The organism is Microbacterium aurantiacum, assembly GCF_040532595.1.
Classification (GTDB): Bacteria; Actinomycetota; Actinomycetes; order Actinomycetales; family Microbacteriaceae; genus Microbacterium; species Microbacterium chocolatum_B.
Genome location: NZ_JBEVYX010000002.1, coordinates 414,364 through 440,313, shown reverse-complemented (window position 1 = coordinate 440,313; position 25,950 = coordinate 414,364). Strand labels below are relative to the sequence as shown.

24 protein-coding genes and 4 tRNA genes are annotated in these 25,950 nt (G+C 69.5%); 17 read left to right on the top strand and 11 right to left on the bottom strand.

Annotation, left to right across the window (positions count from 1 at the left end):
* Positions 1-19: 19 nt before the first annotated feature.
* Together ABXJ56_RS14325 and ABXJ56_RS14320 are read right to left on the bottom strand one after the other, a co-directional pair.
* Complete coding sequence (locus ABXJ56_RS14325) at positions 20-1,108, bottom strand: SPFH domain-containing protein (protein ID WP_354000395.1); 1,089 nt, start codon at positions 1,106-1,108, stop codon at positions 20-22.
* Entirely contained in the window at positions 1,101-1,607 is a 507-nt protein-coding gene (locus tag ABXJ56_RS14320; RefSeq protein ID WP_354000394.1) for an NfeD family protein, read from the bottom strand. The genes ABXJ56_RS14325 and ABXJ56_RS14320 overlap by 8 nt, the downstream gene beginning before the upstream one ends.
* 129 nt (positions 1,608-1,736) lie before the next feature.
* Here ABXJ56_RS14320 and ABXJ56_RS14315 point away from each other — a divergent pair, with 129 nt between their 5' ends.
* Both ABXJ56_RS14315 and ABXJ56_RS14310 read left to right on the top strand, forming a co-directional pair.
* Positions 1,737-2,501 (top strand): SDR family oxidoreductase, encoded by a 765-nt coding sequence (locus ABXJ56_RS14315; RefSeq protein WP_354000393.1) that lies wholly within the window; start codon positions 1,737-1,739, stop codon positions 2,499-2,501.
* A gap of 3 nt (positions 2,502-2,504) precedes the next feature.
* Complete coding sequence (locus tag ABXJ56_RS14310; RefSeq protein WP_354000392.1) at positions 2,505-4,484, top strand: S9 family peptidase; 1,980 nt, start codon at positions 2,505-2,507, stop codon at positions 4,482-4,484.
* Between the two features lie 57 nt (positions 4,485-4,541).
* Here the strand turns inward: ABXJ56_RS14310 and ABXJ56_RS14305 are convergent, their stop codons facing one another.
* The 4 genes from ABXJ56_RS14305 to ABXJ56_RS14290 all read right to left on the bottom strand — a co-directional run bounded on the left by ABXJ56_RS14305 (position 4,542) and on the right by ABXJ56_RS14290 (position 9,763).
* Positions 4,542-6,692 carry a 3-hydroxyacyl-CoA dehydrogenase NAD-binding domain-containing protein gene (locus ABXJ56_RS14305; protein WP_354000391.1) on the bottom strand — a complete coding sequence of 717 codons (2,151 nt, stop codon included), beginning with the start codon at positions 6,690-6,692 and terminating at the stop codon, positions 4,542-4,544.
* 11 nt (positions 6,693-6,703) lie between these two features.
* Positions 6,704-7,909: a thiolase family protein gene (locus ABXJ56_RS14300; protein WP_354000390.1), complete on the bottom strand. Its 1,206-nt coding sequence runs from the start codon at positions 7,907-7,909 to the stop codon at positions 6,704-6,706.
* 73 nt (positions 7,910-7,982) lie between these two features.
* Positions 7,983-9,182 (bottom strand): ribonuclease D, encoded by a 1,200-nt coding sequence (locus ABXJ56_RS14295; RefSeq protein ID WP_354000389.1) that lies wholly within the window; start codon positions 9,180-9,182, stop codon positions 7,983-7,985.
* On the bottom strand, positions 9,179-9,763 hold the full coding sequence (locus tag ABXJ56_RS14290; protein WP_354000388.1) for a DUF3000 domain-containing protein: 585 nt from the start codon (positions 9,761-9,763) through the stop codon (positions 9,179-9,181). Before ABXJ56_RS14290 ends, ABXJ56_RS14295 begins: the two co-directional genes overlap by 4 nt.
* A gap of 25 nt (positions 9,764-9,788) precedes the next feature.
* Between ABXJ56_RS14290 and ABXJ56_RS14285 the strand changes: the two genes are divergently transcribed.
* The 4 genes from ABXJ56_RS14285 (at position 9,789) to ABXJ56_RS14270 (ending at position 14,076) form a co-directional block, all read left to right on the top strand.
* Positions 9,789-11,015, top strand: coding sequence for an alpha/beta hydrolase family protein (locus ABXJ56_RS14285; protein ID WP_354000387.1), 1,227 nt, complete (start codon positions 9,789-9,791; stop codon positions 11,013-11,015).
* The gene (gene zapE, locus ABXJ56_RS14280) at positions 11,012-12,037 is read left to right on the top strand and encodes a cell division protein ZapE (RefSeq protein WP_354000386.1); all 1,026 of its coding nucleotides are present in this window, start codon (positions 11,012-11,014) and stop codon (positions 12,035-12,037) included. The genes ABXJ56_RS14285 and zapE overlap by 4 nt, the downstream gene beginning before the upstream one ends.
* Before the next feature lie 225 nt (positions 12,038-12,262).
* Positions 12,263-13,492, top strand: coding sequence for an ammonium transporter (locus ABXJ56_RS14275; RefSeq protein WP_354000385.1), 1,230 nt, complete (start codon positions 12,263-12,265; stop codon positions 13,490-13,492).
* An 83-nt stretch (positions 13,493-13,575) separates the two neighbouring features.
* Entirely contained in the window at positions 13,576-14,076 is a 501-nt protein-coding gene (locus ABXJ56_RS14270) for a type II toxin-antitoxin system PemK/MazF family toxin (RefSeq protein WP_435405015.1), read from the top strand.
* A 64-nt stretch (positions 14,077-14,140) separates the two neighbouring features.
* Here the strand turns inward: ABXJ56_RS14270 and ABXJ56_RS14265 are convergent.
* Positions 14,141-14,213, bottom strand: a tRNA-Val gene (locus tag ABXJ56_RS14265).
* A gap of 148 nt (positions 14,214-14,361) precedes the next feature.
* Here ABXJ56_RS14265 and ABXJ56_RS14260 point away from each other — a divergent pair.
* From ABXJ56_RS14260 to ABXJ56_RS14250, 3 genes are all read left to right on the top strand, one after another.
* Positions 14,362-14,434: transfer RNA gene (locus ABXJ56_RS14260), tRNA-Gly, on the top strand.
* A gap of 47 nt (positions 14,435-14,481) precedes the next feature.
* Positions 14,482-14,552: transfer RNA gene (locus tag ABXJ56_RS14255), tRNA-Cys, on the top strand.
* Positions 14,553-14,578: 26 nt separating this feature from the next.
* A tRNA-Val gene (locus ABXJ56_RS14250) sits at positions 14,579-14,650 on the top strand.
* Positions 14,651-14,725: 75 nt separating this feature from the next.
* Here ABXJ56_RS14250 and ABXJ56_RS14245 read toward each other — a convergent pair.
* Entirely contained in the window at positions 14,726-15,493 is a 768-nt protein-coding gene (locus ABXJ56_RS14245) for a hypothetical protein (protein WP_354000383.1), read from the bottom strand.
* Positions 15,494-15,584: 91 nt separating this feature from the next.
* Here ABXJ56_RS14245 and ABXJ56_RS14240 point away from each other — a divergent pair, with 91 nt between their 5' ends.
* Positions 15,585-16,250, top strand: coding sequence for a DNA alkylation repair protein (locus ABXJ56_RS14240; RefSeq protein WP_354000382.1), 666 nt, complete (start codon positions 15,585-15,587; stop codon positions 16,248-16,250).
* On the opposite strand, the gene ABXJ56_RS14235 is transcribed toward ABXJ56_RS14240, so the two are convergent.
* Positions 16,247-17,410 (bottom strand): SLC13 family permease, encoded by a 1,164-nt coding sequence (locus ABXJ56_RS14235; RefSeq protein WP_354000381.1) that lies wholly within the window; start codon positions 17,408-17,410, stop codon positions 16,247-16,249. The genes ABXJ56_RS14240 and ABXJ56_RS14235 overlap by 4 nt on opposite strands.
* A gap of 90 nt (positions 17,411-17,500) precedes the next feature.
* Here ABXJ56_RS14235 and thrS point away from each other — a divergent pair, with 90 nt between their 5' ends.
* The 3 genes from thrS to ABXJ56_RS14220 are packed head-to-tail and all read left to right on the top strand — an operon-like array spanning position 17,501 to position 20,705.
* Complete coding sequence (gene thrS / locus ABXJ56_RS14230) at positions 17,501-19,510, top strand: threonine--tRNA ligase (protein ID WP_354000380.1); 2,010 nt, start codon at positions 17,501-17,503, stop codon at positions 19,508-19,510.
* A complete protein-coding gene (locus ABXJ56_RS14225) occupies positions 19,507-20,067 on the top strand; it encodes an HIT family protein (RefSeq protein ID WP_354000379.1) in 561 nt (186 codons plus the stop codon). The genes thrS and ABXJ56_RS14225 overlap by 4 nt, the downstream gene beginning before the upstream one ends.
* Positions 20,068-20,126: 59 nt before the next feature.
* Positions 20,127-20,705: a hypothetical protein gene (locus ABXJ56_RS14220; protein ID WP_354000378.1), complete on the top strand. Its 579-nt coding sequence runs from the start codon at positions 20,127-20,129 to the stop codon at positions 20,703-20,705.
* A gap of 6 nt (positions 20,706-20,711) precedes the next feature.
* Here ABXJ56_RS14220 and pdxY read toward each other — a convergent pair whose 3' ends face one another.
* Both pdxY and ABXJ56_RS14210 read right to left on the bottom strand, forming a co-directional pair.
* Positions 20,712-21,563: a pyridoxal kinase PdxY gene (gene pdxY / locus ABXJ56_RS14215; protein ID WP_354000377.1), complete on the bottom strand. Its 852-nt coding sequence runs from the start codon at positions 21,561-21,563 to the stop codon at positions 20,712-20,714.
* Positions 21,564-21,570: 7 nt separating this feature from the next.
* Complete coding sequence (locus ABXJ56_RS14210) at positions 21,571-22,926, bottom strand: aminotransferase class I/II-fold pyridoxal phosphate-dependent enzyme (RefSeq protein WP_354000376.1); 1,356 nt, start codon at positions 22,924-22,926, stop codon at positions 21,571-21,573.
* A 98-nt stretch (positions 22,927-23,024) separates the two neighbouring features.
* Here ABXJ56_RS14210 and pdxS point away from each other — a divergent pair, with 98 nt between their 5' ends.
* From pdxS to ruvC, 4 genes are read left to right on the top strand one after another with little or no spacing between them, the layout of a single operon-like run.
* The gene (pdxS, locus tag ABXJ56_RS14205; protein ID WP_354000375.1) at positions 23,025-23,915 is read left to right on the top strand and encodes a pyridoxal 5'-phosphate synthase lyase subunit PdxS; all 891 of its coding nucleotides are present in this window, start codon (positions 23,025-23,027) and stop codon (positions 23,913-23,915) included.
* Entirely contained in the window at positions 23,909-24,505 is a 597-nt protein-coding gene (pdxT, locus tag ABXJ56_RS14200) for a pyridoxal 5'-phosphate synthase glutaminase subunit PdxT (RefSeq protein ID WP_354000601.1), read from the top strand. Before pdxS ends, pdxT begins: the two co-directional genes overlap by 7 nt.
* A gap of 23 nt (positions 24,506-24,528) precedes the next feature.
* A complete protein-coding gene (locus ABXJ56_RS14195) occupies positions 24,529-25,287 on the top strand; it encodes a YebC/PmpR family DNA-binding transcriptional regulator (RefSeq protein ID WP_354000374.1) in 759 nt (252 codons plus the stop codon).
* A 58-nt stretch (positions 25,288-25,345) separates the two neighbouring features.
* Positions 25,346-25,906 carry a crossover junction endodeoxyribonuclease RuvC gene (ruvC, locus tag ABXJ56_RS14190; protein ID WP_354000373.1) on the top strand — a complete coding sequence of 187 codons (561 nt, stop codon included), beginning with the start codon at positions 25,346-25,348 and terminating at the stop codon, positions 25,904-25,906.
* Positions 25,907-25,950 lie beyond the last annotated feature (44 nt).

Sequence of the window (25,950 nt, the reverse complement as noted above, 5' to 3'; positions counted from 1 at the left end):
ATGCGCCGCGGGCGACGGGTCAGAGGGTCGCGTCACCGGCGGTGGGGCGTGTGCGCGCCGCCTCCGAGGCGATGTCGTCCGCGGCGGAGGCGGCTTCCCGCGCGGCTGCGACCGCAGCATCGGCGGCGGTGGAGACGGCTCCCGTCCGCGTGCGCTGCGGCTTGGAACGGGGCGCATCGTCGCGGCCTCGTCCGCCGTCACCGGTGTCGGGTGCGCCGCCACCGAATCCGCGACCGATGCCCTTGAGGGCCTCGGTCAGCTCGCTCGGGATGATCCACAACTTGCTCGAGGAGCTCTCGGCCACCTTCGGAAGCGTCTGCAGGTACTGGTACGCGAGCAGCTTCTCATCCGGGTCGCCGGCGTGGATCGCCTCGAAGACCATCTCGATCGCCTCGGCCTCACCCTGCGCGCGGAGGACCGCCGCCTGCTTGTCTCCCTCGGCGCGGAGGATCTCGGCCTGTCGGCGGCCCTCGGCCTCGAGGATCTGGGACTGCTTCGATCCCTCGGCCGTGAGGATCGCCGCGCGGCGATCGCGCTCGGCGCGCATCTGCTTCTCCATCGAGTCCTGGATCGACAGGGGCGGGTCGATCGCCTTGAGCTCCACGCGCGAGACGCGAAGTCCCCACTTGCCCGTCGCCTCGTCGAGGACGACCCGCAACTGACCGTTGATGTTGTCGCGGCTCGTGAGCGCCTCCTCGAGGTTCAGCCCGCCGACCACGTTGCGCAGCGTCGTGGTGGTCAGCTGTTCGACCGCGCTGAGATAGTTGGCGATCTCGTAGGTGGCCGCCCGGGCATCCGTCACCTGGAAGTAGACGACGGTGTCGATGGACACGACGAGGTTGTCCTCGGTGATCACCGGCTGCGGAGGGAAGGAGACGACCTGCTCGCGCATGTCGACGAGGGGGCGCAGCCGATCCACGAACGGCACCAGCAGGTTCAGGCCCGGCTGGAGCGTCCGCTGGTAGCGGCCGAGCCGCTCCACCACACCGGAGTACGCCTGGGGGATGATGCGGATGGAGCGGAAGATCACGACGATCACGAAGATCGCCAGAACGACCAGGAGGACGATCACGAAGATCTGTCCGGCGAAGGCGCCGACGTCAATCATGGGGCTGATTCCTTTCCTCTTCCGCGCCGCGCGATGCGGAAGCGGGAACGACATCGACGGTGGCGCCGCGTACGGTCTCCACGACGACACGGTCGCCGGGAACGAGGGGTGCTCCCTCGAACGCCGGGGCGAGACGAGCCGTCCACGTCTCCCCGTTGTCCAGCTTCACCGACCCGGCATCCTGCACGAAGGGGCTGGCCACGCGGCCCGCCATGCCGTATAGGGCATCGACGTTCGTGCGGGCGAGCGGCTGATCCTTGTGCAGAGCGCGCAGCAGCAGGGGGCGGATGGTGAACAGCAGCAGCGCGGAGATCACCGCGGCGACGCCGATCTGGAGCCACCAGGGGCCGCCGAGGAGGTTCACGCCGAGCCCGCCGATGAGCGAACCCGCGGCGAGCATCAGGAACGTGAACTCGAGGGTCAGAAGCTCGATGATGATGAACAGGAAAGCGAGCACGAGCCACGCGATCCACATGTACTGAATCAGATCCGGCAGCATCGCCACCCCTTCGTCCCGTTCTCCGACCCTATCAACGGGCTCGTTCCCGAGGGCCGGCGGATCGCGTTGATAGGGTCGTTGCGGCCCGGATACCGCACCCGGACACCGATCCATCCAGGAGCACACGTCATGTCCCAGACACTTCCCGTCGATTCCCTGAAGGGCCGGGTCGCCCTGGTCACCGGTTCTTCGCGCGGCATCGGCGCCGACACCGCCCGCTACCTCGCCGAGGCGGGCGCCGACATCGTCATCAACTATCGCAACAAGGCTCCGCGCGCGCAGAAGCTGGCCGACGAGCTCCGCGGGCTCGGCGTGCGGGTGCTCGTCGTCGGCGCGGATCTCACCGACGCGACCTCGGTGCAGCAGATGTTCGCAGAGGTCGAGCGTGAGTTCGGCTCCCTCGACATCCTCGTGCTCAACGCCTCCGGCGGCATGGAAGCCGGGATGGCGGACGACTACGCCCTGGCCCTCAATCGGGACGCGCAGGTACGCGTGCTGGAGACGGCGCTGCCCCTGCTGTCGGCGGGTTCGCGCGTGGTCTTCGTCACCAGCCACCAGGCGCACTTCATCCGGACGACCCCGACGATGCCGGAGTACGAGCCCGTCGCCCTTTCCAAGCGCGCCGGCGAGGACGCGCTGCGCGAGCGCATCCCGGCTCTGACCGAACGCGGTATCGAGTTCGTCGTCGTGTCCGGAGACATGATCGAGGGCACCATCACCGCCACGCTGCTCGAGCGCGCGAACCCGGGCGCGATCGCCTCGCGTCGCGAGTCGGCGGGCAAGCTCTACAACGTGTCGGAGTTCGCCGCAGAGGTCGCGCGCGCCGCGCTGGATCCTGTGCCCGCCGACAACACGCGTCTGGTCGGGGACACCCGGTCGTTCGCGGGGGAGTGAGCCGTGCGGGCTCGTGACATCGAGGCCCTCGTCGCCGTCGGTCGACCGGATGTCGCCCGCGACGGGTCGTTCACGGTCTTCGCGACGTCGCGGCCGGATCTCGCCGCCGATCGGGCAGTCGGTCAGATCTGGCGCCTCGATCCGGTCTCGGGGGCGCACCGCCGCCTGACGCGCGGCGTGTCCGACTCGTCTCCCCGCATCGCGCCGGACGACAGCGCCGTCGCGTTCCTCCGCGCGGACGCGCGAGGCCGTACGCAGCTCTTCGTCGTGGCGCCCGAAGGGGGAGAGCCGCTCCAGGTGACGGATGCCCCGCTCGGCGTCACCGGGTACGCGTGGGCGCCGGACGCCCGGTCGCTGGCGTTCATCGCGCGCATGCCCGAGCAGGGTCGGTACGGAACCGTCGACGGGCTTCCGTCGGAAGCGGAGCCGGCGCGCCGCATCACCGGCATCCGCTGGCACGCCAACGGCCTCGGCTACATCGCCGATCGTCCCGCGCAGCTCTTCGTCGTAGCCGCCCCGGATCTCGAATCCGAGCCGACGTACCCACCGGCGGTCACCACCTCGGGGGACACCCCCGACAGGGTGGTCGTGCCCCACGAACCCCGCCGCCTCGTCTCGGATGACGTGTCGTATGCGTCGCCGGTGTTCACGCCGGACGGCGCGGACATCCTGGCCGTGTGCGAGCGCATCGAAGAGGACCGACGGGATCTGCGAACGCCGGTGGTGGCCATCGCCGTCGACGGGTCATCGATCCGCGAGGTTGTTCCGATGGACGCCGGTCTCGCCGTCAACGAGGTCGCCGTCGCGGCGGACGGGTCGATCGTCCTCCTCGCCTACACCGTGGGAGCGAGCGGTCGCGACTTCGTCGCCCCGGGCGTCGCGCTGTGGCTGCTCGAGGCGGACGGGCCGCGGGCGCTCACCGATGCCGAGACGATCGACCTCGGCGAGGTGGGGAGCCACCTCGCGATCGATGGTGACGGTTTCCTGGTGCAGGACCGCACGCGGGGTCGGGTGCGCCTGCTCCGTGTCGATCGCGGAGGAGAGACCCGCGTCGTCCTCGACGGCGACGTCGAGGTGCTCGGCCACGCCACAGCGGGCGGGCGCGTCGTCGCGGCGGTGGCCACCCCGGATTCCTTCGGCGAGGTGGTGGTCGTCTCCGGCACGGACCGCCGGACGGTCACGGACTTCGGCTCGGCCGTCCGCGAGCGAGGGGTGGTCCTTCCGCGGGAGCTGGAGGCGGTCGCCCGGGACGGCTATCCGCTGCACGGGTGGGTGGCCACTCCGGCCGGGGAGGGCCCGTTCCCGGTCATCCTCCAGATCCACGGTGGCCCCTACGCCGCATACGGCGTCCACCTTTTCGACGAGACGCAGGTCCTCGTGGATGCCGGATACGCCGTCGTCTACGGCAACCCCCGGGGCTCGGCCGGATACGGTCGCACCCACGGGCGCAGCATCCGACAGGCCATGGGGACGGTGGACATGACCGATGTCCTGGAACTCCTGGAGGCTGCGCTGCACAGCGATTCCCGCCTCGACGGCGATCGACTCGGCATCATGGGCGGCTCGTACGGCGGGTATCTCACCGCGTGGACCATTGCCCACGATCACCGCTTCGCCGCGGCGATCGTCGAGCGGGGATTCCTCGATCCGGTGTCCATGCAGGGTACGAGCGACATCGGCACCTTCTTCGGTGACGAATACGTCGGCGTCGACGCGGAGGACATCGCACGGCAGAGTCCGCTGGCGGTGGTCGGCGGAGTCCGGACGCCGACGCTGGTCATCCACTCGGAGCTCGACTTTCGCTGCCCGCTGGAGCAGTCCACGCGCTACTACAGCGCTCTGCGACGGCACGGGGTACCCGCGGAGATGCTCATCTTCCCGGGCGAGGATCACGAGCTGACCCGAGCCGGGCGTCCTCGGCACCGGGTCGAGCGCTTCGACGCCGTCGTGCAGTGGTGGAATCGACACCTGCCGGTCGCGTAGGGACTGCATGACGAAGGCCGGGTCGCGCGTGCGGACCCGGCCTTCGTCATCGGTGCCTCAGTCGCCCTGGGCGATGCCGCGGATCGGCGGCTCGTGGAACGTACCGCCGAAGACGCGCTCCGATGCCCCCTCCCGGTCGAGGTAGGGGGAGGCGCCGCCGTCGATGAACGGCCAACCGGCTCCGAGGATCAGGCAGAGATCGATGTCTTCGACCTCGGGGACGACCTTCTCGTCCAGCATGATCCGGATCTCCTGCGCGAGGCCGTCCTGCACGCGCCGCAGGATCTCCTCGGCGGGCACGGTCCGGGTCCCGGCGTGCGGTTTGATCGTCTTCAGTGCAGCCTTGGTGAAGCCCGTCACGCGACCGCCCTTGTCCTTCTCCACGACCTCGTCCAGCTCGGCGAGCCGGTGGAAGTTCTCGTGCGCGAAGAAACGATCGGGGAAGGCACGGGTCATGGTGTCCTGCACGTGCGCCGCGACCTTCCAGCCGACCAGGTCGATGAGCTGGAACGGACCCATGGGCAGTCCGAGAGGCGCGAAGGCCTGCTCGACGTCGGCCACCGGCGTTCCCTCGTAGACCGCTCGCGCGGCCTCGCCCATCACCTTCGCGAGCAGGCGGTTCACGACGAATCCCGGTGCATCGGCGGTGAGGACGCCGTTCTTGCCGAGGGCCTTCGCCACGACGAACGCCGTCGACAGCGCGGCATCCGCCGTCTGCGTGGTGGACACGATCTCGATCAGGGGCATGACCGCGACGGGGTTGAAGAAGTGGAAGCCGACCAGCCGTTCGGGGTGTGCCAGCGTGCTGCCGATCTCCGCGACGGAAAGGGACGAGGTGTTCGTCGCAAGGATCGCGTCCTCGGCGACGATCTTCTCGATCTCGCCGAACACGGCCTGCTTCACGCCGACCTCCTCGAAGACCGCCTCGATGACGAAATCGCAGTCCGCGTAGAGCGTCTTGTCCGTGGTCCCCGTGACGAGTCCGCGCAGCTTGTTGGCCGCGTCGGCGTCCAGACGCCCCTTGGCCTCGAGCTTCCCGATCTCGTCGTGGATGTACGCCACGCCCTTGTCGACCCGGGCCTGATCGAGGTCCGTGATCAGCACGGGCACCTGGAGCTTCCGCACGAACAGCAGAGCGAACTGGCTGGCCATGAGGCCCGCCCCGATGATCCCGACCTTGGTGACCTTCTTGGCGAGTTCCTTGTCGGGAGCTCCGACGGGTCGCTTGGCACGCTTCTGCACGAGATCGAACGCGTACATCGACGCGGCGAACTGATCGCCGACGACCAGGTCGGCCAGCGCCTCATCCTCCCGGGCGAAGCCCTCCGCCTTCGTTCCCGACCGTGCCTTCTCGAGCAGGTCGAGCGCGACGTACGGCGATCGGGGCACCGTGCCGATCTTGGACTCGAGCATGCCTCGCGCCATCTTGATCGCCACCGGCCACTTGACCGCGCGCTCGATCTTGCCCGGAACGTTCTTCCGGTCGACGGAGACACGTCCGGTCAGGACCCCGTCCGCCCAGCGCAGCGAGTCCTCCAGATAGGAGGCGGCGGGGAAGATGGCGTCCATGATGCCGAGCTCGAAGGCCTGCGCCGGCTTCAGCATGCGATTCTGCTTCAGCGGGTTGGAGATCACGACCTCGAGGGCGTTCTCGATGCCGATGAGGTTCGGCAACAGGTAGGCCCCGCCCCACCCCGGGATGATGCCGAGGAAGACCTCCGGGAGCGCGATCGCAGCCGCCGAGGCGTCCACGGTCCGGTAGGTGGAGTTGAGCGCGATCTCGAGGCCGCCCCCGAGTGCGAGGCCGTTGACGAAGGCGAAGGAGGGGACACCGAGATCGCCGAGCCGCCCGAGCACCTTGTGCCCGAGCTGCGCCACGAGTCGGGCGTTGTCCTTCGATCCGACGCGCGTGATGTCGCTCAGATCCGCACCGGCCGCGAGGATGTACTGCTTGCCCGTGATGCCGACCGCGTCGATCTCGCCCGCACCGGCGCGCACCGCGAGGGTGTCGAGGACCTCGCCGAGCTCGGTCAGCGTCGCAGGACCGAGGGTGTTCGGTCGCGTGTGGTCGCGTCCGTTGTCGAGGGTGATGAGCGCCAGGGTCTTCCCGGACGCGAGGGTGACGTCCCGCACGTGCGAATGCGTCACCACCTCGCCGTCGGCGAGCGCCTGAAGGGGGGAGAAGTCGATGGATTCGTAATCGGTCATGCTCGCGGTCCTCACTTGCGCTTCTTGCCGTCGTAGTGCGGGTTCTCCCAGATGACCGAGCCGCCCTGCCCGAGTCCCACGCACATCGCCGTGAGTCCGTAGCGGACGTCCGGCCGCTCGGCGAACTGCGCGGCGAGCTGGATCATGAGGCGGACTCCGGATGCCGCGAGCGGGTGCCCGACGGCGATGGCGCCGCCCCACGCGTTCACGCGCGGATCGTCGTCGTCGATCCCGAAGTGGTCGAGAAGCGAGATGACCTGGATCGCGAAGGCCTCGTTCAGCTCGAACAGTCCGATGTCGGAGATCGACAGCCCCGCCTTGCGGAGGGCCTTCTCCGTGGACGGGATCGGCCCGATCCCCATGATCTCGGGCTGCACTCCCGCGTACGCGAAGGACACCATCCGCATCTTCGGGGTCAGTCCGAGCTCCTTCACCGCGCCGCCGCCCGCCAGCAGCGACATGGTCGCTCCGTCGGTCAACGGGGACGAGGTTCCGGCCGTCACGCGTCCGTGCGGGCGGAACGGGGTCTTGAGGCCTGCGAGGTCCGCCATGGTGGTCTGCGGGCGTCGACCCTCGTCCTCGGTGGCGAGGCCCCACGCGCCGTCGGCGTTCTTGACAGCCACGGAGACGAGGTCCGGCTGGATCTTGCCCTCGTCGTACGCGCTCTGCGCCTTCTGCTGGCTGAGCATCCCGAAGCGGTCCGAGCGCTCCTTGGTCAGGTGGGGGAAGCGGTCGAAGATGCGCTCGGCGGTGACTCCCATGTTCAGGGCGCCGGGGTCCACCATCTTCTCGGCGACGAAACGCGGATTGGGGTCTGCGTTCGTGCCGATCGGGTGGCGGCCCATGTGCTCGACGCCGCCGGCGAGGGCGACGTCGTACATGCCGACGCCGATCGACGCAGCCATGGTGGTCACGCTCGTCATCGCGCCGGCGCACATGCGGTCGATGGCGAAACCGGGCACGCTCTGGGGCAGACCGGCCAGGATCGCGACCGATCGACCGAGGGTCAGGCCCTGGTCGCCCGTCTGCGAGGTGGCCGCGATGGCGACATCGTCGATCCGGTCCTTCGGCACCGATGCGTTCCGCTCCATCAGACCGATGGTCGCCTTGACCGCGAGGTCGTCGGATCGGGTGTTCCAGTACATGCCCTTTTCGCCGGCGCGCCCGAACGGGGTGCGCATTCCGTCGACGAAGAAGACGTCCGAGATATCGGCCACTCTGCCTCCAATGGTTGGGATCGCCGCAAGCCTAGGAGGCTCCTGCGGGCGGGCAGAACCCGGTGGCGGATACCTACGAATCCGCCGGCGGAGCCTCGGCCGGCTCTTGCACGGAATCCACAAAGGCATCGGTGATCAGCTGTGCAGTCTGGTCAACCTGCCAGCCGCGCGCGCCGAGGGTCAACAGCGCGGCGGCGATCGTGTCCGTCGTGACGGCCGCCGGCGGCGACCATGCGACCCGCCGCAGGAGATCGGGCGTCAGAAGGTTCTCCGTCGGCATCCGGAGGTCGCTCGCGCGTTCCTCGACCCGCGGGCGGGCGGCCTTCAGCCGCGCGTCCGCCTCGGGGTTGCGATCCGCCCACACCCGGGGTGGGGGGAGTGTGTCGCCGTGGGACACCCGTTCGCGGGGAAGGTCGGTCTGAGCCCGGCCGGCTTCGAATGCGGCCCACCAGCGATCGAGTTGCGACCTGCTCGCGCGGCCCGTGAACTCCTTCACTCCGGCGAGCTCCTGCTTCGAGCGGGGGTCGGCGAGGACCGCCGCCACGAGGGCGCGGTCCGGAACCAGGCGGCCGGGGGCGACATCCTCTTCGCGCGCGAAATCTTCGCGCGCCGTCCAGAGCTCGCGAGCGATGGCGAGCCCGCGGCGGCCGCGCACCGCGTGGAGTCCACTCAGTCGTCGCCACGGCTCCTCGCGGGCGGGCTTCGGTTCGCGCAGCAGCACGGCGAGGAACTCCTCCTCGGCGAAGTCGGTCTTTTCCTGCTCTTCGAGCTCGGCGACGAGCGCATCTCGGACGTCGACGAGGTGCACGACGTCCAGCGCGGCATACTCCAACCACGACTGGGGGAGAGGTCGCGTCGACCAGTCCGCTGCGGAGTGCGCCTTGGCCAGGGTGATCCCGAGCGTCTGCTCGACCACCGCCCCGAGCCCGACGCGCTCGTGGCCGAGCAGGCGCGCGGCCAGCTCGGTGTCGAACATCCGCTCCGGCTCGAGTCCCAGCTCGCGGAGCGAGGGGAGATCCTGACTGGCGGCGTGCAGCACCCACTCCTCGTCAGCGATGACCTCCTGCAGGGGGGAGAAGTCGGTGATCGGCGGGGGGTCGAACAGGAAGACGCCCGCCCCGCGTCGAAAGACCTGGACCAGATAGGCGCGCTGCGAGTAGCGGAATCCGGAGGCGCGCTCGACGTCCACGGCCACCGGTCCGGTTCCGGCCGCGATCGTACGCGAGGCCTCCCGCAATCCCGCGTCGTCGACGATGACGTCGTACGCCGTCACTGCAGCGACCTGCGCGATCCCAGCATCTCGATCCCTTCTGAACCCGGCGGAAGCCCCGCCAGCATGCACACGAGCTCCGCCCATGCTTCCACGTGTCGGCCGATCGGTCCCGTCGGGGACCACGAGGCCCGCAGCTCGATCTGCGATCCGTCGCCCTCCGCGGCCAGCGAACCGAACCCACGGGAGAGGGTCTTCGTCGCGGTGCCGGCCTCGGCGTGGAAGGGCGCGCCACGCGACTTCAGGGCATCGAGCAGCCAGGACCACGCGACATCGGCGAGCATCGGATCGACGCCGATGTCGGTTTCCAACGGAGCCTGAGCGAAGCAGACGATACGCCAGGCTCCCTCCCAGGACGCCGGTTCGTCGCTGTCGTGCAGAAGGATGAAGCGTCCCGTGCCGAACACGGACTCTCCCGTCGCCGCATCGGGGCGGACATCTCCCGCCAGAGCGATCGCTTCCGGGGCGAGTCCCGCGGGTGCGGGGATCTCTCGAACGGCGAAATCGTCGCGGAACCCGACAGCGCGGACATCGTCCGCGACCTGCGCAAAGGTCGGAGGCGCCGGTCGGCGGTGATCTTCCACCCGGACAGACTAGAGTGAGGCCCCGATGGTCTCCTCCAGGCGCGCCGCTGCGGGCGGCGCCTTCCCCGCTCCGGCAGCTGCGATCCGCCTGCTGATCTCGGTCCTGACCGGTGCGCTGTCCATCGTGGTGAGCATCTGGGCTCTGGCCGCCCTCCGGATGGCGCGGCGCGTCGTGACGCCGGCCACCCGGATCGCGGACACCCGCATCCTCGATCTGGACACCACCGCGCAGACGATCCGGCTCTCCAAGACCGATGACACGGCGCTGCCGGGGAGGTACGGACTGTTCACCCGCGGATCCGAGCCGTATCTGAAGCTCGGGACCGTCCTGGCGGAGGACGCCGACAGCGTGACGAGGAAGCTCCTGACGCACATCGGGTCCGATGCCCATCTCGACAGTGCGGCGGCCTTCAGCGGCTGGTACTTCGACCATCCTTCCGACCTCCACCTCCCGTACACGCCGGAACTCATCGGGTCCGGCGTCGGCCCCTGCCCCGCCTGGCTCTTCCCAGCCGGAGACGGTGACGTCTGGGTGATCCAGGTCCACGGTCGGGGAACGACGCGCGCCGAGTGCCTCCGCGCCGTACCTCTCTTCCACGGGCTGGGGATCACCTCACTGGTGGTGTCGTATCGCAACGACGGCGAGGCGCCCCGCAGTCGAGCGGGGACCTACGCGCTCGGGGCGACCGAATGGCGCGACGTGGACGCGGCGGTCGGGTTCGCCCGCAGGCGCGGCGCGAAGCGGATCATCCTCATGGGCTGGTCCATGGGCGGCGCGATCGCCCTGCAGGTGTCCCTCAACTCCGCTCATCGCGACCGTATCGCCGCGCTCATCCTCGAGTCGCCCGTCGTCGACTGGCGGGTCGTCCTCGACTATCAGGCGGGCATGATGAAGGTCCCCGCGCCCGTCAGCTCGCTCGCCATCCACGCTCTCGAGACGGAATGGGGTTCGGCGCTCGTGCACAGCGGCGGCCGGATTCCCTTCGATCGGCTCGATGTCATCGCCCGCGCCGGCGAGCTGCGGCATCCCATCCTGATCCTGCACAGCGACGACGACGGCTTCGTCCCCTCCGACGCATCGCACGATCTTCTCGTCGCGCGTCCGGATCTCGTCCACATGGAGGTCTTCGACGTGGCCCGACACACCAAGCTGTGGAACTACGACCAGGAACGCTGGAGCTCGGCGATCACCCGATGGCTGCGTGATCGCGATCTCGCCTCGCAGGACGCGGCTCCGGAGGACGCGCGATGACTGCCCGTGTCGGGGTGGAGCACCTCGTCGATCGGACGCCGCAGCTCTCCGGTGCCGAGATGGTCGCCGCCCTCGTTCCCCCGCCGCAGTTCACCGCGGCGCGCTTCGACACCTATCGCGCGGATCCCGCGTACCCGTCGCAGCAGGAGGCGAAGGACCTCCTCGTCCGGTTCGCCGGGGGAGGACCGGCACCTGCGAAGAGCGGCTTCTTCCGTCGCGCCAAGCGGGAGCCCGCCCCGCGTCCAGGGGTCTATCTCGACGGCGGCTTCGGGGTGGGCAAGACCCACCTCCTGGCCGCGATCTACCACGACATGCCCGCGCGTCGGAAGTACTTCGGCTCGTTCATCGAGTACACCGCGCTCGTCGGCGCGCTGGGGTACAAGAACACCGTCGAGCTGTTCCGCGGCGCGGACCTTCTGTGCATCGACGAGTTCGAGCTGGACGACCCCGGCGACACGATGGTGATGACGAGACTGCTGGGCGAACTCGTCACCGGCGGCACCCGATTCGCCGCCACCTCCAACACTCCGCCGAACGCGCTGGGCGAAGGGCGCTTCGCCGCTCAGGACTTCCTGCGCGAGATCCACGCCATGGCCGAGCGGTTCCAGACGATCCGCATCGACGGGACCGACTATCGCCAGCGCGCGATCGACGGTCACGCGGTCGCGCTCAGCGCCGCCGAGTACGACGCGGCGATCGGCGATGCCGCCGCGGTCGGGGTGGCCACCGACGACACCTTCGCGGACCTGGTCGCGCATCTCGCCCGCGTCCACCCCTCGCGGTACATCCGCCTGATCGAGGGCGTCGACACGGTCGGGCTCCGCGACGTCGAGGTGTTCAGCGATCAGTCGGCGGCGCTCCGGTTCGTCGCCTTCATCGACCGGGTCTACGACGCGCAGATCCCCATCCGCGCCACCGGTGTCCCGCTCGACGGCGTCTTCCCCGAGGAGATGCTCTCCGGCGGGTACCGCAAGAAGTACCTGCGGGCCATGTCGCGACTGGTCGCCTCGACGCTCGCCTGACACATCCGCATCCGTTCGTCGAGCACGCTCCGGGCGTTCCCGGTGCTCTCGCGTCGGCGCGAAACGTGATGTTTACCTCGCGTTCCCTCGCGTAACCAACGCGAAACACGGGGTGCACGGCGCTCGAAACCCCCGCTCGGGAAACTGGGCGTGCCCGACAGCCGTGACCCGACTCGGCGCCGGCAGGGGCTTTTTGTGTAACACGACACATGGATGAGGAATCTCATGGACAGCGGAAATCTTGCCTGGTTGATCACCGCGTCAGCGCTGGTGCTCTTGATGACGCCAGGCGTGGCGTTCTTCTACGGAGGCCTCGTCAAGGCGAAGAGCGTCGTCAGCATGATGATGATGAGCTTCGGTTCGATGGGCCTCATCGGAGTGCTCTGGATCATCTACGGCTTCAACATGAGCGCGGTTCCGGAGGGCAACGTCTGGGCGTTCGCCGGAAACCCGTTCTCGGACCTCGGCCTCGGCAGCCTCGGCAGCGATGACCTGGTCGGCGCCCTGTTCGGCGCCACCTTCGCCATCATCACCGTCGCGCTGATCTCCGGTGCGATCGCCGACCGCGCCAAGTTCGGCGCCTGGATGATCTTCGCCGGCATCTGGGCCACCGTGGTGTACTTCCCCGTCGCCGCCTGGGTCTGGGGTGGCGGCTGGATCCTGAACCTCGGCACCTCGCTCGGCTTCACCGCCGAGGTCATCGACTACGCCGGTGGCACCGCGGTGCACATCAACGCCGGTGCCGCGGCTCTGGCCCTGGCGCTCGTCCTCGGCAAGCGCATCGGCTTCCAGAAGGGCATCCAGAAGCCCCACAACGTGCCGCTCGTTCTGCTCGGCGCGTCGCTGCTGTGGTTCGGCTGGTTCGGCTTCAACGGCGGTGCGGAGGGTCTGGGTGCGCTGGGCACCGAGGACAGCGTCGTCGGTCTGATCGTGATCAACACCCTGGGCGCCACCGCCGCCGCCATCATCGGATGGCTGATCGTGGAGAAGCTCAAGGACGGCAAGGCCACCTCGGTCGGCGCCGCCTCGGGTGCCGTCGCCGGTCTCGTCGCGATCACCCCGGCCTGCGCGAACCTCACGCCCGGCTGGGCGCTCCTCCTCGGTGTCGTCACCGGTGCCGTCTGCGCCCTGGCGATCGAGCTGAAGTGGAAGCTCGGTTACGACGACTCGCTCGACGTGGTCGGCATCCACCTGGTCGGTGGTCTCATCGGAACGGTCTACCTCGGCTTCTTCGCCACGGAGACCGGCCTCTTCCTCGGTGGCGGCTGGGAGCAGCTGATCGTCCAGGTCATCGCCGCGGTCGGCGTTCTGGTCTACTCCTTCGTCGTCGCCTTCATCATCGGCTTCGCCATCCAGAAGACCATCGGCTTCCGGGTCAAGAACGAAGACGAGCTGGCCGGCGTCGACACCAGCGTGCACGGCGAAGAGGGCTACCTCATCGACGAGCGCGTCTGACGTCTCTCGAGCCGCCCGACAGGGGCGTCGCGGATCCTCCGCGGCGCCCCTGTCGCTCGTCGTAGGGTGAGCGGGTGAACCGACTGACGTCCTTGTTGTCGAAAGCCCTGAGCGTCTTGACGCCCGCGCGGCCTCGCGCATCGAGGCGTGCCGAGGGTGCGGCATCCGTCCCGCAGACCACACGCCTGATCTCCCCACCGCGCAGATCCGAGCTCCGGATCGCCTACGCGCCGGACAAGGACGGCGATCCCGATGCCGGTGAGGTCATCTGGACGTGGGTGCCCTATGTCGAGAACGACGGGCGAGGGAAGGACCGGCCCGTCCTCGTCATCGGTCGACTCGACGACGACCACGTGTACGGCGTGCGGCTGACCAGCCGCGCCCACGATGGAGACCGCGACTTCCTCCCGCTCGGCTCGGGGGCGTGGGACTCGCAGGGGCGGCCGTCGTGGGTGGACATCGAGCAGATCTATCTCGTCCACCGGGGCGGGATGCGCCGAGAAGCCGCCGCTCTCGACCTGGAGCGGTTCACCCGGGTCGCGCGGGCACTGCAGCAGCGCTACGGATGGGATGCCGGAGCCTGACCGTCTGCGAACCCGGGGGCTTCGCCCGAAAGCAGAAGACCCCCGCCGGGGCGAGGGTCAGGAGTGGGCGATACCGGACTCGAACCGATGACCTCTTCCGTGTGAAGGAAGCGCGCTACCAACTGCGCCAATCGCCCATGGCCGTGCGGCCGGTTACCGATCCTACCCGACGCGGACGGTTGTGAACGACACCCGGGGCGGGGACACTCCCGGGGAGCGGCTGGTTTTGCACTCGGCCCGTCCTGGGCTAAAGTCATTCAAGCGCCCGGGGAAATCCGGGAGCATGCGGATGTAGCGCAGTTGGTAGCGCATCACCTTGCCAAGGTGAGGGTCGCGAGTTCGAGTCTCGTCATCCGCTCGAGTGCAGTGGTTCCTTGAACCAGCACGTGGGGTCAAACCACACGCGGTGGCGTGGCCGAGCGGCTAGGCACCGGCCTGCAAAGCCGTTTACACGGGTTCGAATCCCGTCGCCACCTCGCTCACAACTTCATAGCCCATACGGGCGCGATTGGCGCAGCGGTAGCGCGCTTCCCTGACACGGAAGAGGTCACTGGTTCGATCCCAGTATCGCGCACAGATAAACCCCCGGTTCACCGGGGGTTTTGTCGTTCTCGAACCAATAAGCGAGTCCGCCGCGTACCGGAGCCCGTCAGCCCGCGCGGCTCCGGATACGTTGCAGATCTTCGTCGGCGATGTCCTGGTAGCCGATGGCGATGGGTGCGAAGCGGGCGGCCGTTTCAGACCCCTCGGCGGTGAGGGTCGCGGACGGGCTGATGATGTAGAAGTCGGCGGCGTCGGTGCACTCCAGGCCGATGCGGATCGCCTGTTCAGCCGGGAGAGATTCGACGCTCGTAGCTTCGACGTCGGGGACACCGGTGGTGAAGCCGGTGGCGGCGGTGACGTCGGCGGCGACCGGAAGGTTCGCGCTGGTGCATCCGGCGATGGCGGCGACCTCGGCGGCGGCCGTGACGGTGGCGAACTCCTCGGCGGGGGCGGTGGCTATCGTCCAGGACCCGACCTCGACCGCGCGCGGCTCGGTGAGCCCGTCGTAGAACAGCTCGACCGTGTCGAAGGCGACGGCTGTATCGGGTGGGGCCACCTCGACACTGATGTTCCCGAGGAGGTAGCCGTCGGTGCCCTCTCCTTGCGTGACGGAGAACTCGCCCGGGGCGAAGTCGAAGCCTCCGAAGGCGAGGCCGTTGAGGTCTGTCCAGATGGTGTCGCTATCGGGGGCCACGAAGATGAAGTTGAGGGGATACACGCCGCGGTCGTCGGGTACGACGGCCTCGGCGGATGTGAGCGCGAAGGAAGGTGCACTGTCGCTGGGCGCCTGGGGCGAGCATGCGGCCGCGCTGACCGCGGCGGTGCTCAGAAGCAGCACTGCGGCGGTCAGCCGGAATGAGCTCGTGCAGGTCACGGGTAGCAGACTACGAGGAGTGGGAAGAGGTGGCGGGGAAGGCGTCTCGTGATGCGTCGCCCTACGTCCCCAGTGGGGCTATCGTCTCGGCATGGAATCCGACGGCCTGGTGCGGCAGATCAGGGACGCGCTTCGCGCACGAGCTGACCCCGAGAGGGCGGTGGCGCAGCAGGCGTACATGAAGTCGGCGCTCCCGTTCTACGGGGTGCGCCTTCCCGAGGTCCGCGCGGTGGCACGTGCGGCCGCGCGATCGTACGACGTCGCGGTCGCTGCGGAGGCGGCATCCGCTCTCTGGGACACCGTCACCCACCGGGAGGAGTGGTACGCCGCGATGGCCCTCCGCGGCCTTCCCGGGTTACGTCGGGCGCCGGACACCCTCGAGGTCGTGACCGCCATGGTCCGGTCCGGGCGATGGTGGGACATCACGGACGAACTGAGCCACCGCGTGGCCGACATGCTGGACGCGGATGCCGTGACCACCGCACGCGCGGTCCGCGCATGGAGCGTCGACGAGGACCTCTGGATCCGGCGGCTCGCGATCATCTCCCAGCTCGGCAGGAAGGAGCGGACCGATCGGGCCCTCCTCGAGGACGCCATCGAGCCGAATCGCGCCGACGCGGCGTTCTTCGTCGCGAAGGCGATCGGCTGGGCGCTCCGCGACTACGCGCGGACGGATCCGGACTGGGTGCGCGCCTACCTCGATGCTCACGACCTCCGCGCATTGTCGCGTCGGGAGGCCGCACGTCACCTGCTCTAGCGGGGTGCCCCGATCGCGAGCGGGACCACCGCGAGGAGGACGGTGAGCGGAGCGATCACAAGGCCCAGGATCACGAAGGTCCGCCACCGCACCGGTACCCCGGCCGCGCGGAGCCGGTCCGCCCAGAGCAGGGTCGCGAGCGACGCCCACGGGGTGACGAGAGGACCCGCGTTCACACCGACGAGCAGAGCGGCCAGACGCGCGGGGGAGTCCGCCACCGCCTCGAGGGCGAGGTAGGCGGGGAGGTTGTTGACGCCGTTGGCGAGGAGCGCACCGGCTCCGGCGAGCTGCCAGAGCGCGAAGAGATCGTCGCCGGATCCGGCGATGGCCCCCAGCACTCGTCCACTCCCGAGGGACTCGAGCGCCGCGACGGCGGTGAACAGGCCGAGCACGAAGAGCAGGAGCGACCAGGGGACGAGGCGGACGGACAGCGCCTTCGGTGCACGCCACGCGAAGACCACGCCCAGGACGAGGGCGGCGGCCGTTGCGGGAATCCAGGGTTCCAGCCCGCTCACGAGGAGGGGCAGGAGAGCGCCGGTGACGATACCGGCCGCGATCAGGAGGGGACGATCCGCGGTGACGGGCTCCGACGCGGTCGGATGCGCGCGGGGAAGCCGTGGCAGGAAGGCCACCGACAGCACGCCGACCGAGATCACGATTGCGAGCAGGGCCGAGGGCCCGAGAAGAGAGAGGAAGGCCGCCGGGTCATGACCGGTGCCGAGGCGGTCCAGGGAGAGCAGATTGGTGAGGTTCGACACCGGAAGCATCAGCGACGCGGTGTTGGCGAGCACGACGGTGACGAACGCGAAGGGCAGCGGATCGAGCCGTCTCGACACCGCCATGGCGACCACGACCGGCGTGAGGAGGACCGCCGTGGTGTCGAGGGAGAGGAACGCGGTCGCGGTGACGGCGAGCGCGACGATGAGGATCCACAGCGCCGCGGTCCGCCCGCGCGCGAGACGCGCGAGACGACTGGCGAGGAGGTCGAAGAGCCCGGCTCTCGCGGCGAGCTCGGAGACGACGGTGACGGACACGACGAAGACGAGGACGGGCCAGACCCGCTCCGCCACCGCCGCGAGCTCCTCGGGCGGAAGGATGCCGACCCCCACCGCGAGCATGCCGAGGGCGGCGAGCGCTGCGCCGATGATCGCCAGAGTCACCGCTCCATCCTGGGCCACCGGACAGCCTGCCGTGTCCTACCGGCCGAGACGCGGCCGGTAGCCTTGATCGCGACCCTTCAGGAGAACGCTGTGACAGATGCCGCCCCGCCCTCGGATGCCGCTCGGCCCGCCGACGGTTTCGCCCTTTTCCCCGATCGCTCCGTCGTCGCGCTCCGCGTCAACGGCGAGCTGAAGGATCTCGCGACGGTCGTGCACGACGGCGACACCGTCGAGCCGGTGGCCGTCGACAGTGCGGACGGGCTCGACATCCTCCGTCACTCCGCCGCGCACGTCTTGGCGCAGGCGGTGCAGCGGATCCGGCCGCAGGCGAACCTCGGGATCGGCCCGCCCATCACCGACGGCTTCTACTACGACTTCGGCGTCGATGAGCCGTTCACGCCGGAAGACCTCAAGGCGATCAAGAAGGAGATGGAGCGCATCGTCCGCGAGGGCCAGCGCTTCGTCCGCCGCGTCGTGACGGACGACGAGGCGCGCGCCGAGCTCGCCGACGAGCCGTTCAAGCTGGAGCTGATCGGCCTCAAGGGTGCCGGCGCCGAGAAGACCGAGGGGGCGTCGGTCGAGGTCGGGGCCGGAGAGCTCACGATCTACGACAACGTCTCCCGCGACGGTGCGACCGCGTGGAAGGACCTTTGCCGCGGCCCCCACGTGCCGAACACCCGCATGATCGGCAACGGCTGGGATCTGCAGCGCGTGGCGGGCGCCTACTGGCGCGGGAGCGAGAAGAACCCGCAGCTCCAGCGCATCTACGGCACGGCCTGGCCGACGAAGGACGAGCTGCGCGCCTACCAGCACCGGCTCGAGGAGGCTGCACGGCGCGACCACCGGAAGCTCGGTGCCGAGCTGGATCTCTTCTCCTTCCCCGACGAGATCGGTCCGGGGCTTGCGGTGTTCCACCCCAAGGGCGGCATCATCCGCTACGAGATCGAGCAGTACATGCGCCGCCGACTGCTCGCCGCGGACTACGAGATGGTCAACTCCCCGCACATCACCAAGGGCGACCTGTTCATGACGAGCGGGCACCTGCAGTGGTACGCCGACGGCATGTACCCCCCGATGGAGCTGGATGAGGTGGTGGATGCCGAGGGGCACGTCACGCGCCAGGGGCAGGAGTACTACCTCAAGCCCATGAACTGCCCGTTCCACAACCTGATCTTCCGCTCGCGCGGGCGCAGCTATCGCGAGCTGCCGCTCCGTCTCGCGGAGTTCGGCACGGTGTACCGCTACGAGAAGAGCGGCACCCTCGCGGGCCTCACCCGGGTGCGGGGGATGACGCAGGACGACGCGCACATCTACGTCACCTCCGACCAGGTGCGCGACGAGCTGACGAGCAACCTCGAGTTCGTGCTCTCGGTGCTCCGGGACTACGGTCTCGAGGACTTCTACCTCGAGCTGTCGACGAAGGAGGAGGGCAACCCCAAGTTCATCGGCGACGATGCGCTGTGGTCGCAGGCGACCGACACCCTGCGAGAGGTCGCGGAGGCGTCGGGTCTCGAGCTCGTCCCCGATCCGGGGGGCGCGGCGTTCTACGGGCCGAAGATCTCGGTGCAGGCGCGCGACGCCATCGGACGCACGTGGCAGATGTCCACGATCCAGCTCGACTTCAATCAGCCCGAGCGCTTCGAGCTGGAGTACACCGGCCCGGACGGCGACAAGCACCGCCCGATCATGATCCACCGCGCGCTGTTCGGTTCGATCGAGCGGTTCTTCGCGATCCTGCTCGAGCACTACGCCGGTGCGTTCCCGGTGTGGCTCGCGCCGGTCCAGGTCGTGGCGATCCCCGTGGCCGACGAGTACGCCGACTACCTCGGTGAGGTCGTCCGCGAACTGCGCCAGCGCGGCGTGCGGGCCGAGCTCGACCGCTCCGACGACCGGATGCAGAAGAAGATCCGCACCCACACCACGCAGAAGGTGCCCCTGCAGCTCATCGCGGGTGAGCAGGACCGTGCGGGCGGCACCGTGTCGTTCCGCTTCCGTGACGGTTCTCAGCGCAACGGCATCCCCGTCGCGGACGCGGTGGCGCAGATCGTCGGCGCGATCGACGGACGCACCCTCGTGAACACCGCGGAGGACCTCGGGTGAGCGACGTCCGGGAGCCGGATGCCGAAGCCTCGGTGATCGGGGCGGACGCCCTCGCCGGGGTCCCGGACGAGTTCCAGCGTCTGTGGACCCCGCATCGGATGGCCTACATCCAGGCGGGGCGCGAGCCGCATCACGCGGAGTGCCCGTTCTGCTCGGCGCCGGAGAAGTCCGACGAGGACGGGCTCATCGTCGCGCGCGGTCGGACGGCGTACGTACTGCTCAATCTCTTCCCGTACAACTCCGGGCACCTGCTCGTGTGCCCCTACCGTCATATCTCGACGTACGACCAGGCGACGGCCGAGGAGGTCGCCGAGATCGGCGCGCTGACGCAGGTCGGCATGCGGGTCCTCCGCGACACCTCCCGATGCGACGGGTTCAACCTGGGCATGAACCAGGGTGCCGTGGCCGGCGCCGGCGTGGACGGACACCTGCATCAGCACATCGTTCCGCGGTGGTCCTCGGACGCGAACTTCTTCCCGATCATCGCGAAGACGAAAGCGCTTCCTCAGCTGCTCGGCGACGTGCGGCGCACCCTGGCGGGCGCCTGGCCGCGCTGAGCGCGCTGCCTGTGGAGGATGCTGACGTCCTCCACCGGTGTATGAGTAAGGTCGTGCGGGTGATCTTCCGCTCCCTGCATCGATTCCCCGCCGCCGCGCTGTCGGTGGTCGTCCTCGCGGCGGCGCTCGCCGCGTGCGCGCCCGCCCCCTCGGACCCCGGCGGATCGAGCACGGCACCGCCGGCTCCGTCGGCGACGTCTGCGGCACCCGGCGGGGCGGAAGAGAACGCGGCACCCGATATGGAGGCCGCCCTGATCGAGCGCGAGGAGTTCTTCGAGGCGCAGCAGCAGCCCCGGGACGGCTCCCTGCTCTCGGCGAAGACCCCCGAGCAGCAGGAGTTCATCGCGCAGCAGCGGGCCTACCTCGAATCCCAGGGGGCGACCTGGGCGCCGGAGACCGAGTCCCTGCTCCTGGCCACCACGCTCGACGCCTGCGAGACGGCGATCCTCAACAACCATCGCACCGATGCGAGCATCTTCGCGACGCACGTGGAATCGTCGCCGCTGTTCGCCCAGGTCGCCCAGGGCGATGCGGCCGCCGAGCAGGGGCTCGCGAGCATCATGGTGTTCGGGATGTCGTTCGTGTGCCCCGCGGACGCGGAGCAGTGGGATGCCGCCTACACGGAGGTGTACGGCTGAGGTCCCTCAGCGGACCTGTTCGACCGAGAACTGCATCCGCGGGTGGGCGTAGGCCTTCTGCGACTCGATGAGACGCAGTTCCCGTTCACCTGAATTGAACGTGTTCTGCAGGAGATCGAACACGCTCGAGGTGGTTCGCGCGAGCGCGTCGGCGGCGTCGCCGGAGGCGGTGAGGTGCGCGGTGAACAGCGCGGCGGTGACGTCGCCGGACCCGTTCGCCTTCAACGGGATGTGCGGTGTCCGCACCAGCCAGGCGCCGTCGTCGGTGACGGCGAGCATCTCGATCGTCCCCGCGGGCCGATCGGGACGCTCGACACTGGTGACCAGCACCGTGCGCGGACCCATGGCGCGGGCGAGATCGGCCGACGCCAGCGTCGAGGCCAGATCGGTGGGCTCCGTTCCCGTGAGGAAGCCGAGCTCGAACTGGTTCGGGGTGATGATGTCGGCCGCCGGCACCACCTTCTCGCGCAGAAGCACGGGGATCGCCGGGGCGACGAAGCAGCCGCTCTTCGCATTGCCCATGACCGGGTCGCACGCGTAGACCGCGCCGGGGTTGGCCTGCTTCACCCGGGCGACGGCGTCGAGGATCACGTCGGCGATGCCCTCACCGCCCTGGTATCCCGACAGGATGACGTCGATGTCGCCGAAGACGCCGCGGTCGCCGATGCCCTCGATGACGGCCGCGACGTCGTCCGGCGCGATGAGCGGTCCGCGCCACGCACCGTATCCGGTGTGGTTGGAGAAGTTCACGGTGTAGACCGGGAGCACCTCGACCCCGATGCGCTGGAGGGGGAAGACGGCGGCCGAGTTGCCGACATGGCCGTAGGCGACGGCGGACTGGATCGAGAGGATCTTCACCGGACGATCATCCCACTGCCGGAGCCCGAGTCGTCGCGTCGACCGCGGCGAGGAGGTCGCGCACGAGGGCCGCGGCATCCGTCTCATCCAGATCGTGGACCGTCAGGCGCAGGTGGAACCGCGCCGCCTCGTCGCCGAGGAGGAACTCGTCGCCAGGTCGCGCGAGCCACCCGCGACGCATGAGCTGCGCGCAGACGTCACGGGCGGGGGAGGGCACCCGAACCCACAGGTTCAGCCCGTCGCCCGCCGACACCACGAGTCCGGCGTCGCGGAGAGCCGCCGCGAACGCGGCATTACGTTCGGCGTAGTGCACCGCCGCCGACTCGATGTCGGCGCGCACGGCGGGGTCGGTGACGAGGGCGTGGGTGAGGCGCTGGAGCAGGTGGCTCACCCAGGTCGTCCCCGGGCTCAGCCGCTGGGCGAGCCTCGAGGCGGTGTCGGGATCGGATGCCGTCACGGCCAGGCACATGTCGGGACCGAGGAACTTCGACACGGATCGCACGAGCGCCCACCGCTCGTGCTCGGGCGGGATGACGGAGGTGTGCGGCATCCGCGAGAGGAGGGAGAAGTGGTCGTCCTCGATCACGAGGACGTACGGATGCGCCGCGAGCTCCGCCCGCAGCTGCTCCGCCCGACGCTCGGTGATGCTCGCGCCGGTCGGGTTCTGCGCGCGCGGCGTGCAGATCACGGCCCGGACGCCGTCGGCGAGCGCCGCGCGCAGGCCCGCCACGGTCATGCCCTCCTCGTCGACGGGGACGGGGACGGCTCGGTACCCGCCGAGGCGCACGGTGTTCAGGCTCGCCAGGAAGCAGGGGTCCTCGAGTGCCACGGCGTCGTCCCGTGTCAGGTACTGAGAGAGCAGTCGGTCGATCGCATCGGAGGCCCCGCTGGTGATCGTGAGCCGCATCGGCTTCCCCGAGGGCAGGGCCGCCCGCATCCATTCGTCCGCCCAGGCCTCGAGATCGCGATCGATCACGGGCTCCCCGTAGAGCACCGGGCGCCCGGCGATCCGCGTCAGCGCCGACGTCGGGTCCGGGATGCGCGCGGGGTCCGGATTGCCCGTCCCCACGTCCCGCAGAACGGTGTCGGCGGCGAACCCGTCCTGGGCGACGGCCGCGGGGCCCGTCACGTGCGTGCCCGCGCGGCCGCGCGAGACCACCAGCCCCGCCTGGGCGAGCTGGCGATACGCCGCCATGACGGTGTTGCGATTGACCTCGAGGGCCTCGGCGAGGGCGCGCACCGGGGGGAGGGCGTCGCCGGCGCCGAGGAGTCCGCGCTCCATGCGTTCGCGCACGCTCTCGGCGATCTCGTTCGCCGTCCCCCCGCGGATGCCGGCGGACGTGTCACGGTCGGAGCGGGCCATGTCCCGAGTCTAGGGGTGCGTCTGCGCGTGTCTGCCCCGTGCTACCTTTTGGCCTAGGTCAAATTCCATCCTGTCCTCACCCGTCGAAACGGAGCATCATGTCCACCTCCACCACCGGTTCCTCCCGCGTCAAGCGGGGCCTTGCGGAGATGCTCAAGGGCGGCGTCATCATGGACGTCGTCACCCCGGAGCAGGCGCGCATCGCCGAGGACGCCGGCGCCGTCGCCGTCATGGCCCTCGAGCGCGTGCCGGCCGACATCCGCGCCCAGGGGGGAGTGTCCCGCATGAGCGACCCCGACATGATCGACGGGATCATCGACGCCGTGTCGATCCCCGTGATGGCGAAGGCGCGGATCGGACACTTCGTCGAGGCGCAGGTGCTGCAGGAGCTCGGCGTGGACTACATCGACGAGTCCGAGGTGCTCTCGCCCGCGGACTACGTCCACCACATCGACAAGTGGAAGTACACCGTGCCCTTCGTCTGCGGTGCGACCAATCTCGGCGAGGCGCTCCGCCGCATCAACGAGGGGGCGGCGATGATCCGCTCCAAGGGGGAGGCGGGCACGGGCGACGTCTCCGAGGCGATGAAGCACATCCGCAAGATCCGCGGCGAGGTCGCGGCCCTCAGCGCCCTGTCGAAAGATGAGCTGTACGTCGCCGCCAAGGAGCTCCAGGCCCCCTACGAGCTCGTCGCCGAGGTCGCCGAGGCCGGTGCGCTGCCCGTCGTCCTGTTCGTCGCCGGCGGCGTGGCCACCCCCGCCGACGCGGCGATGATGATGCAGATGGGTGCCGACGGCGTCTTCGTCGGCTCGGGCATCTTCAAGTCCGGCAACCCGGCCGAGCGTGCCGCCGCCATCGTCAAGGCGACGACGTTCTTCGACGACGCAAAGGTCATCGCGGAGGTCTCCCGCGGGCTCGGCGAGGCGATGGTGGGCATCAACGTCTCGGACCTGCCCGCGCCCCACCGCCTGGCCGAGCGCGGCTGGTGACCCACCGGCCCCGGGTCGGCATCCTCGCCCTCCAGGGGGACGTCCGCGAGCACGCGCGCGTCTTCGCGCAGATGGATGCCGACGTGCACCTCGTCCGTCGGCCGGAGGACCTCGCCGTCGTCGACGGTCTGGTCATCCCCGGCGGGGAGTCGAGCGTCATCGACAAGCTCGCTCGGGCCTTCGGGATGCGGGAGTCGATCCGCGCCGCCATCGCCGGGGGGCTTCCCGTCTACGGCACCTGCGCCGGCATGATCCTCCTCGCCGACCGTCTGGAGAACCCGATCGCCGGGCAGCAGACCTTCGGCGGGCTCGATGTCACCGTGCGCCGGAACGCGTTCGGGGGTCAGGTCGACTCGTTCGAGGTGGCGCTGGAGGTCCCGGTGCTCGGCGCGCCGCCCGTCCACGCCGCGTTCATCCGCGCTCCCGTGGTGGAGGAGCACGGCCGCGGCGTCGAGCCCCTCGCCGCGCTGGACGACGGTCGCATCGTGGCCGTACGGCAGGGGCCGATCCTCGCGACCGCGTTCCATCCGGAGGTGAGCGGCGAGACGCGCTTCCACGCGCTCTTCCTCGATGCGCTCCGCGCCCGCTGAGCGTCGCCGGTAGGATCGACCCCATGTCCGGACACTCCAAATGGGCCACGACCAAGCACAAGAAGGCGGTCATCGACTCGCGCCGTGCCAAGTCGTGGGCCAAGTTGATCAAGAACATCGAAGTCGCCGCGAAGCTTGGCGGACCCGACCTCCAGGGAAACCCCACCCTGTTCGACGCGGTCCTCAAGGCCAAGAAGACGTCGGTGCCCAAGGACAACATCGACCGGGCGATCAAGCGCGGCGCGGGGATCGGCGGCGAGTCCGTCGAGTACTCCTCGATCATGTACGAGGGCTACGGCCCGAACGGTGTCGCGCTGCTGATCGAGTGTCTGACGGACAACAAGAACCGCGCTGCCGCCGAAGTGCGCACCGCTCTCAGCCGGAACGGCGGGACGCTCGCCGATCCGGGCAGCGTCGCGTACAACTTCTCCCGGAAGGGCGTCATCGTCGTCGCCGGTGACGACACCAGCGAGGACGACGTCATGCTCGCGGTGCTCGAGGCCGGAGCCGAAGAGGTCGAGCCGCACGCGCAGGGCTTCGAGGTCATCACGGAGGCCTCCGACCTCGTCACGGTCCGCAGCGCGCTGCAGGATGCCGGTATCGAGTATGAATCGGCCGACGTCGAATTCGTGCCCAACCTCAAGGTCGAGATCGACGCCGACACCGCGCGCAAGGTGTTCCGCCTCATCGATGCCCTTGAGGACAGCGACGATGTGCAGAACGTCTTCAGCAACTTCGACCTCACGGAGGAGGTCCAGGCCGAGCTCGAGCAGGACGACTGATCCCGCGATCCCGGCCCGGCGTCGCGGCATCCGTCGGTTCCGCGCGTAGCGTGGTCGCGTGACGTCGGTCCGCGTGCTCGGGGTCGATCCCGGCCTGACCCGCTGTGGGATCGGCATCGTCGACGTGCGGGCGGACCGCTCCGCGACACTCGTGCACGTCGGCGTCGCTCGATCGGACCCGACGGCCCCGATCGAGGAGCGCCTCGCGGCGATCGCCGCGGGGATCCGCGCGGCGATCGACGCGCACTCCCCGGAGGTCGTCGCCGTCGAGAGGGTGTTCGCGCAGCACAATCGTCAGACGGTGATGGGAACCGCCCAGGCGAGCGGTGTGGCCCTCCTGGTGGCGGGGGAGCGCGGGCTCCCGGCGGCGACCCACACCCCGTCGGAGGTGAAGGCGGCCATCACGGGCTACGGAGCCGCCGACAAGCGACAGGTGCAGACGATGGTCGCGCGTGTCCTGCGCCTGGACGCTCTACCGACCCCGGCGGATGCCGCGGATGCCCTCGCCATCGCGCTGTGCCACGCGTGGCGTCGCCCCCTCGCTCCGAACGGTGTCGGGGCGACGCTGACCCCCGCCCAGCGCGCGTGGGCGCAAGCCGAGCGGCGCGCACGATCCTGAGCGTGTTGCTCGAACAAACATGCGATACGACGTAAGGTCGGTGA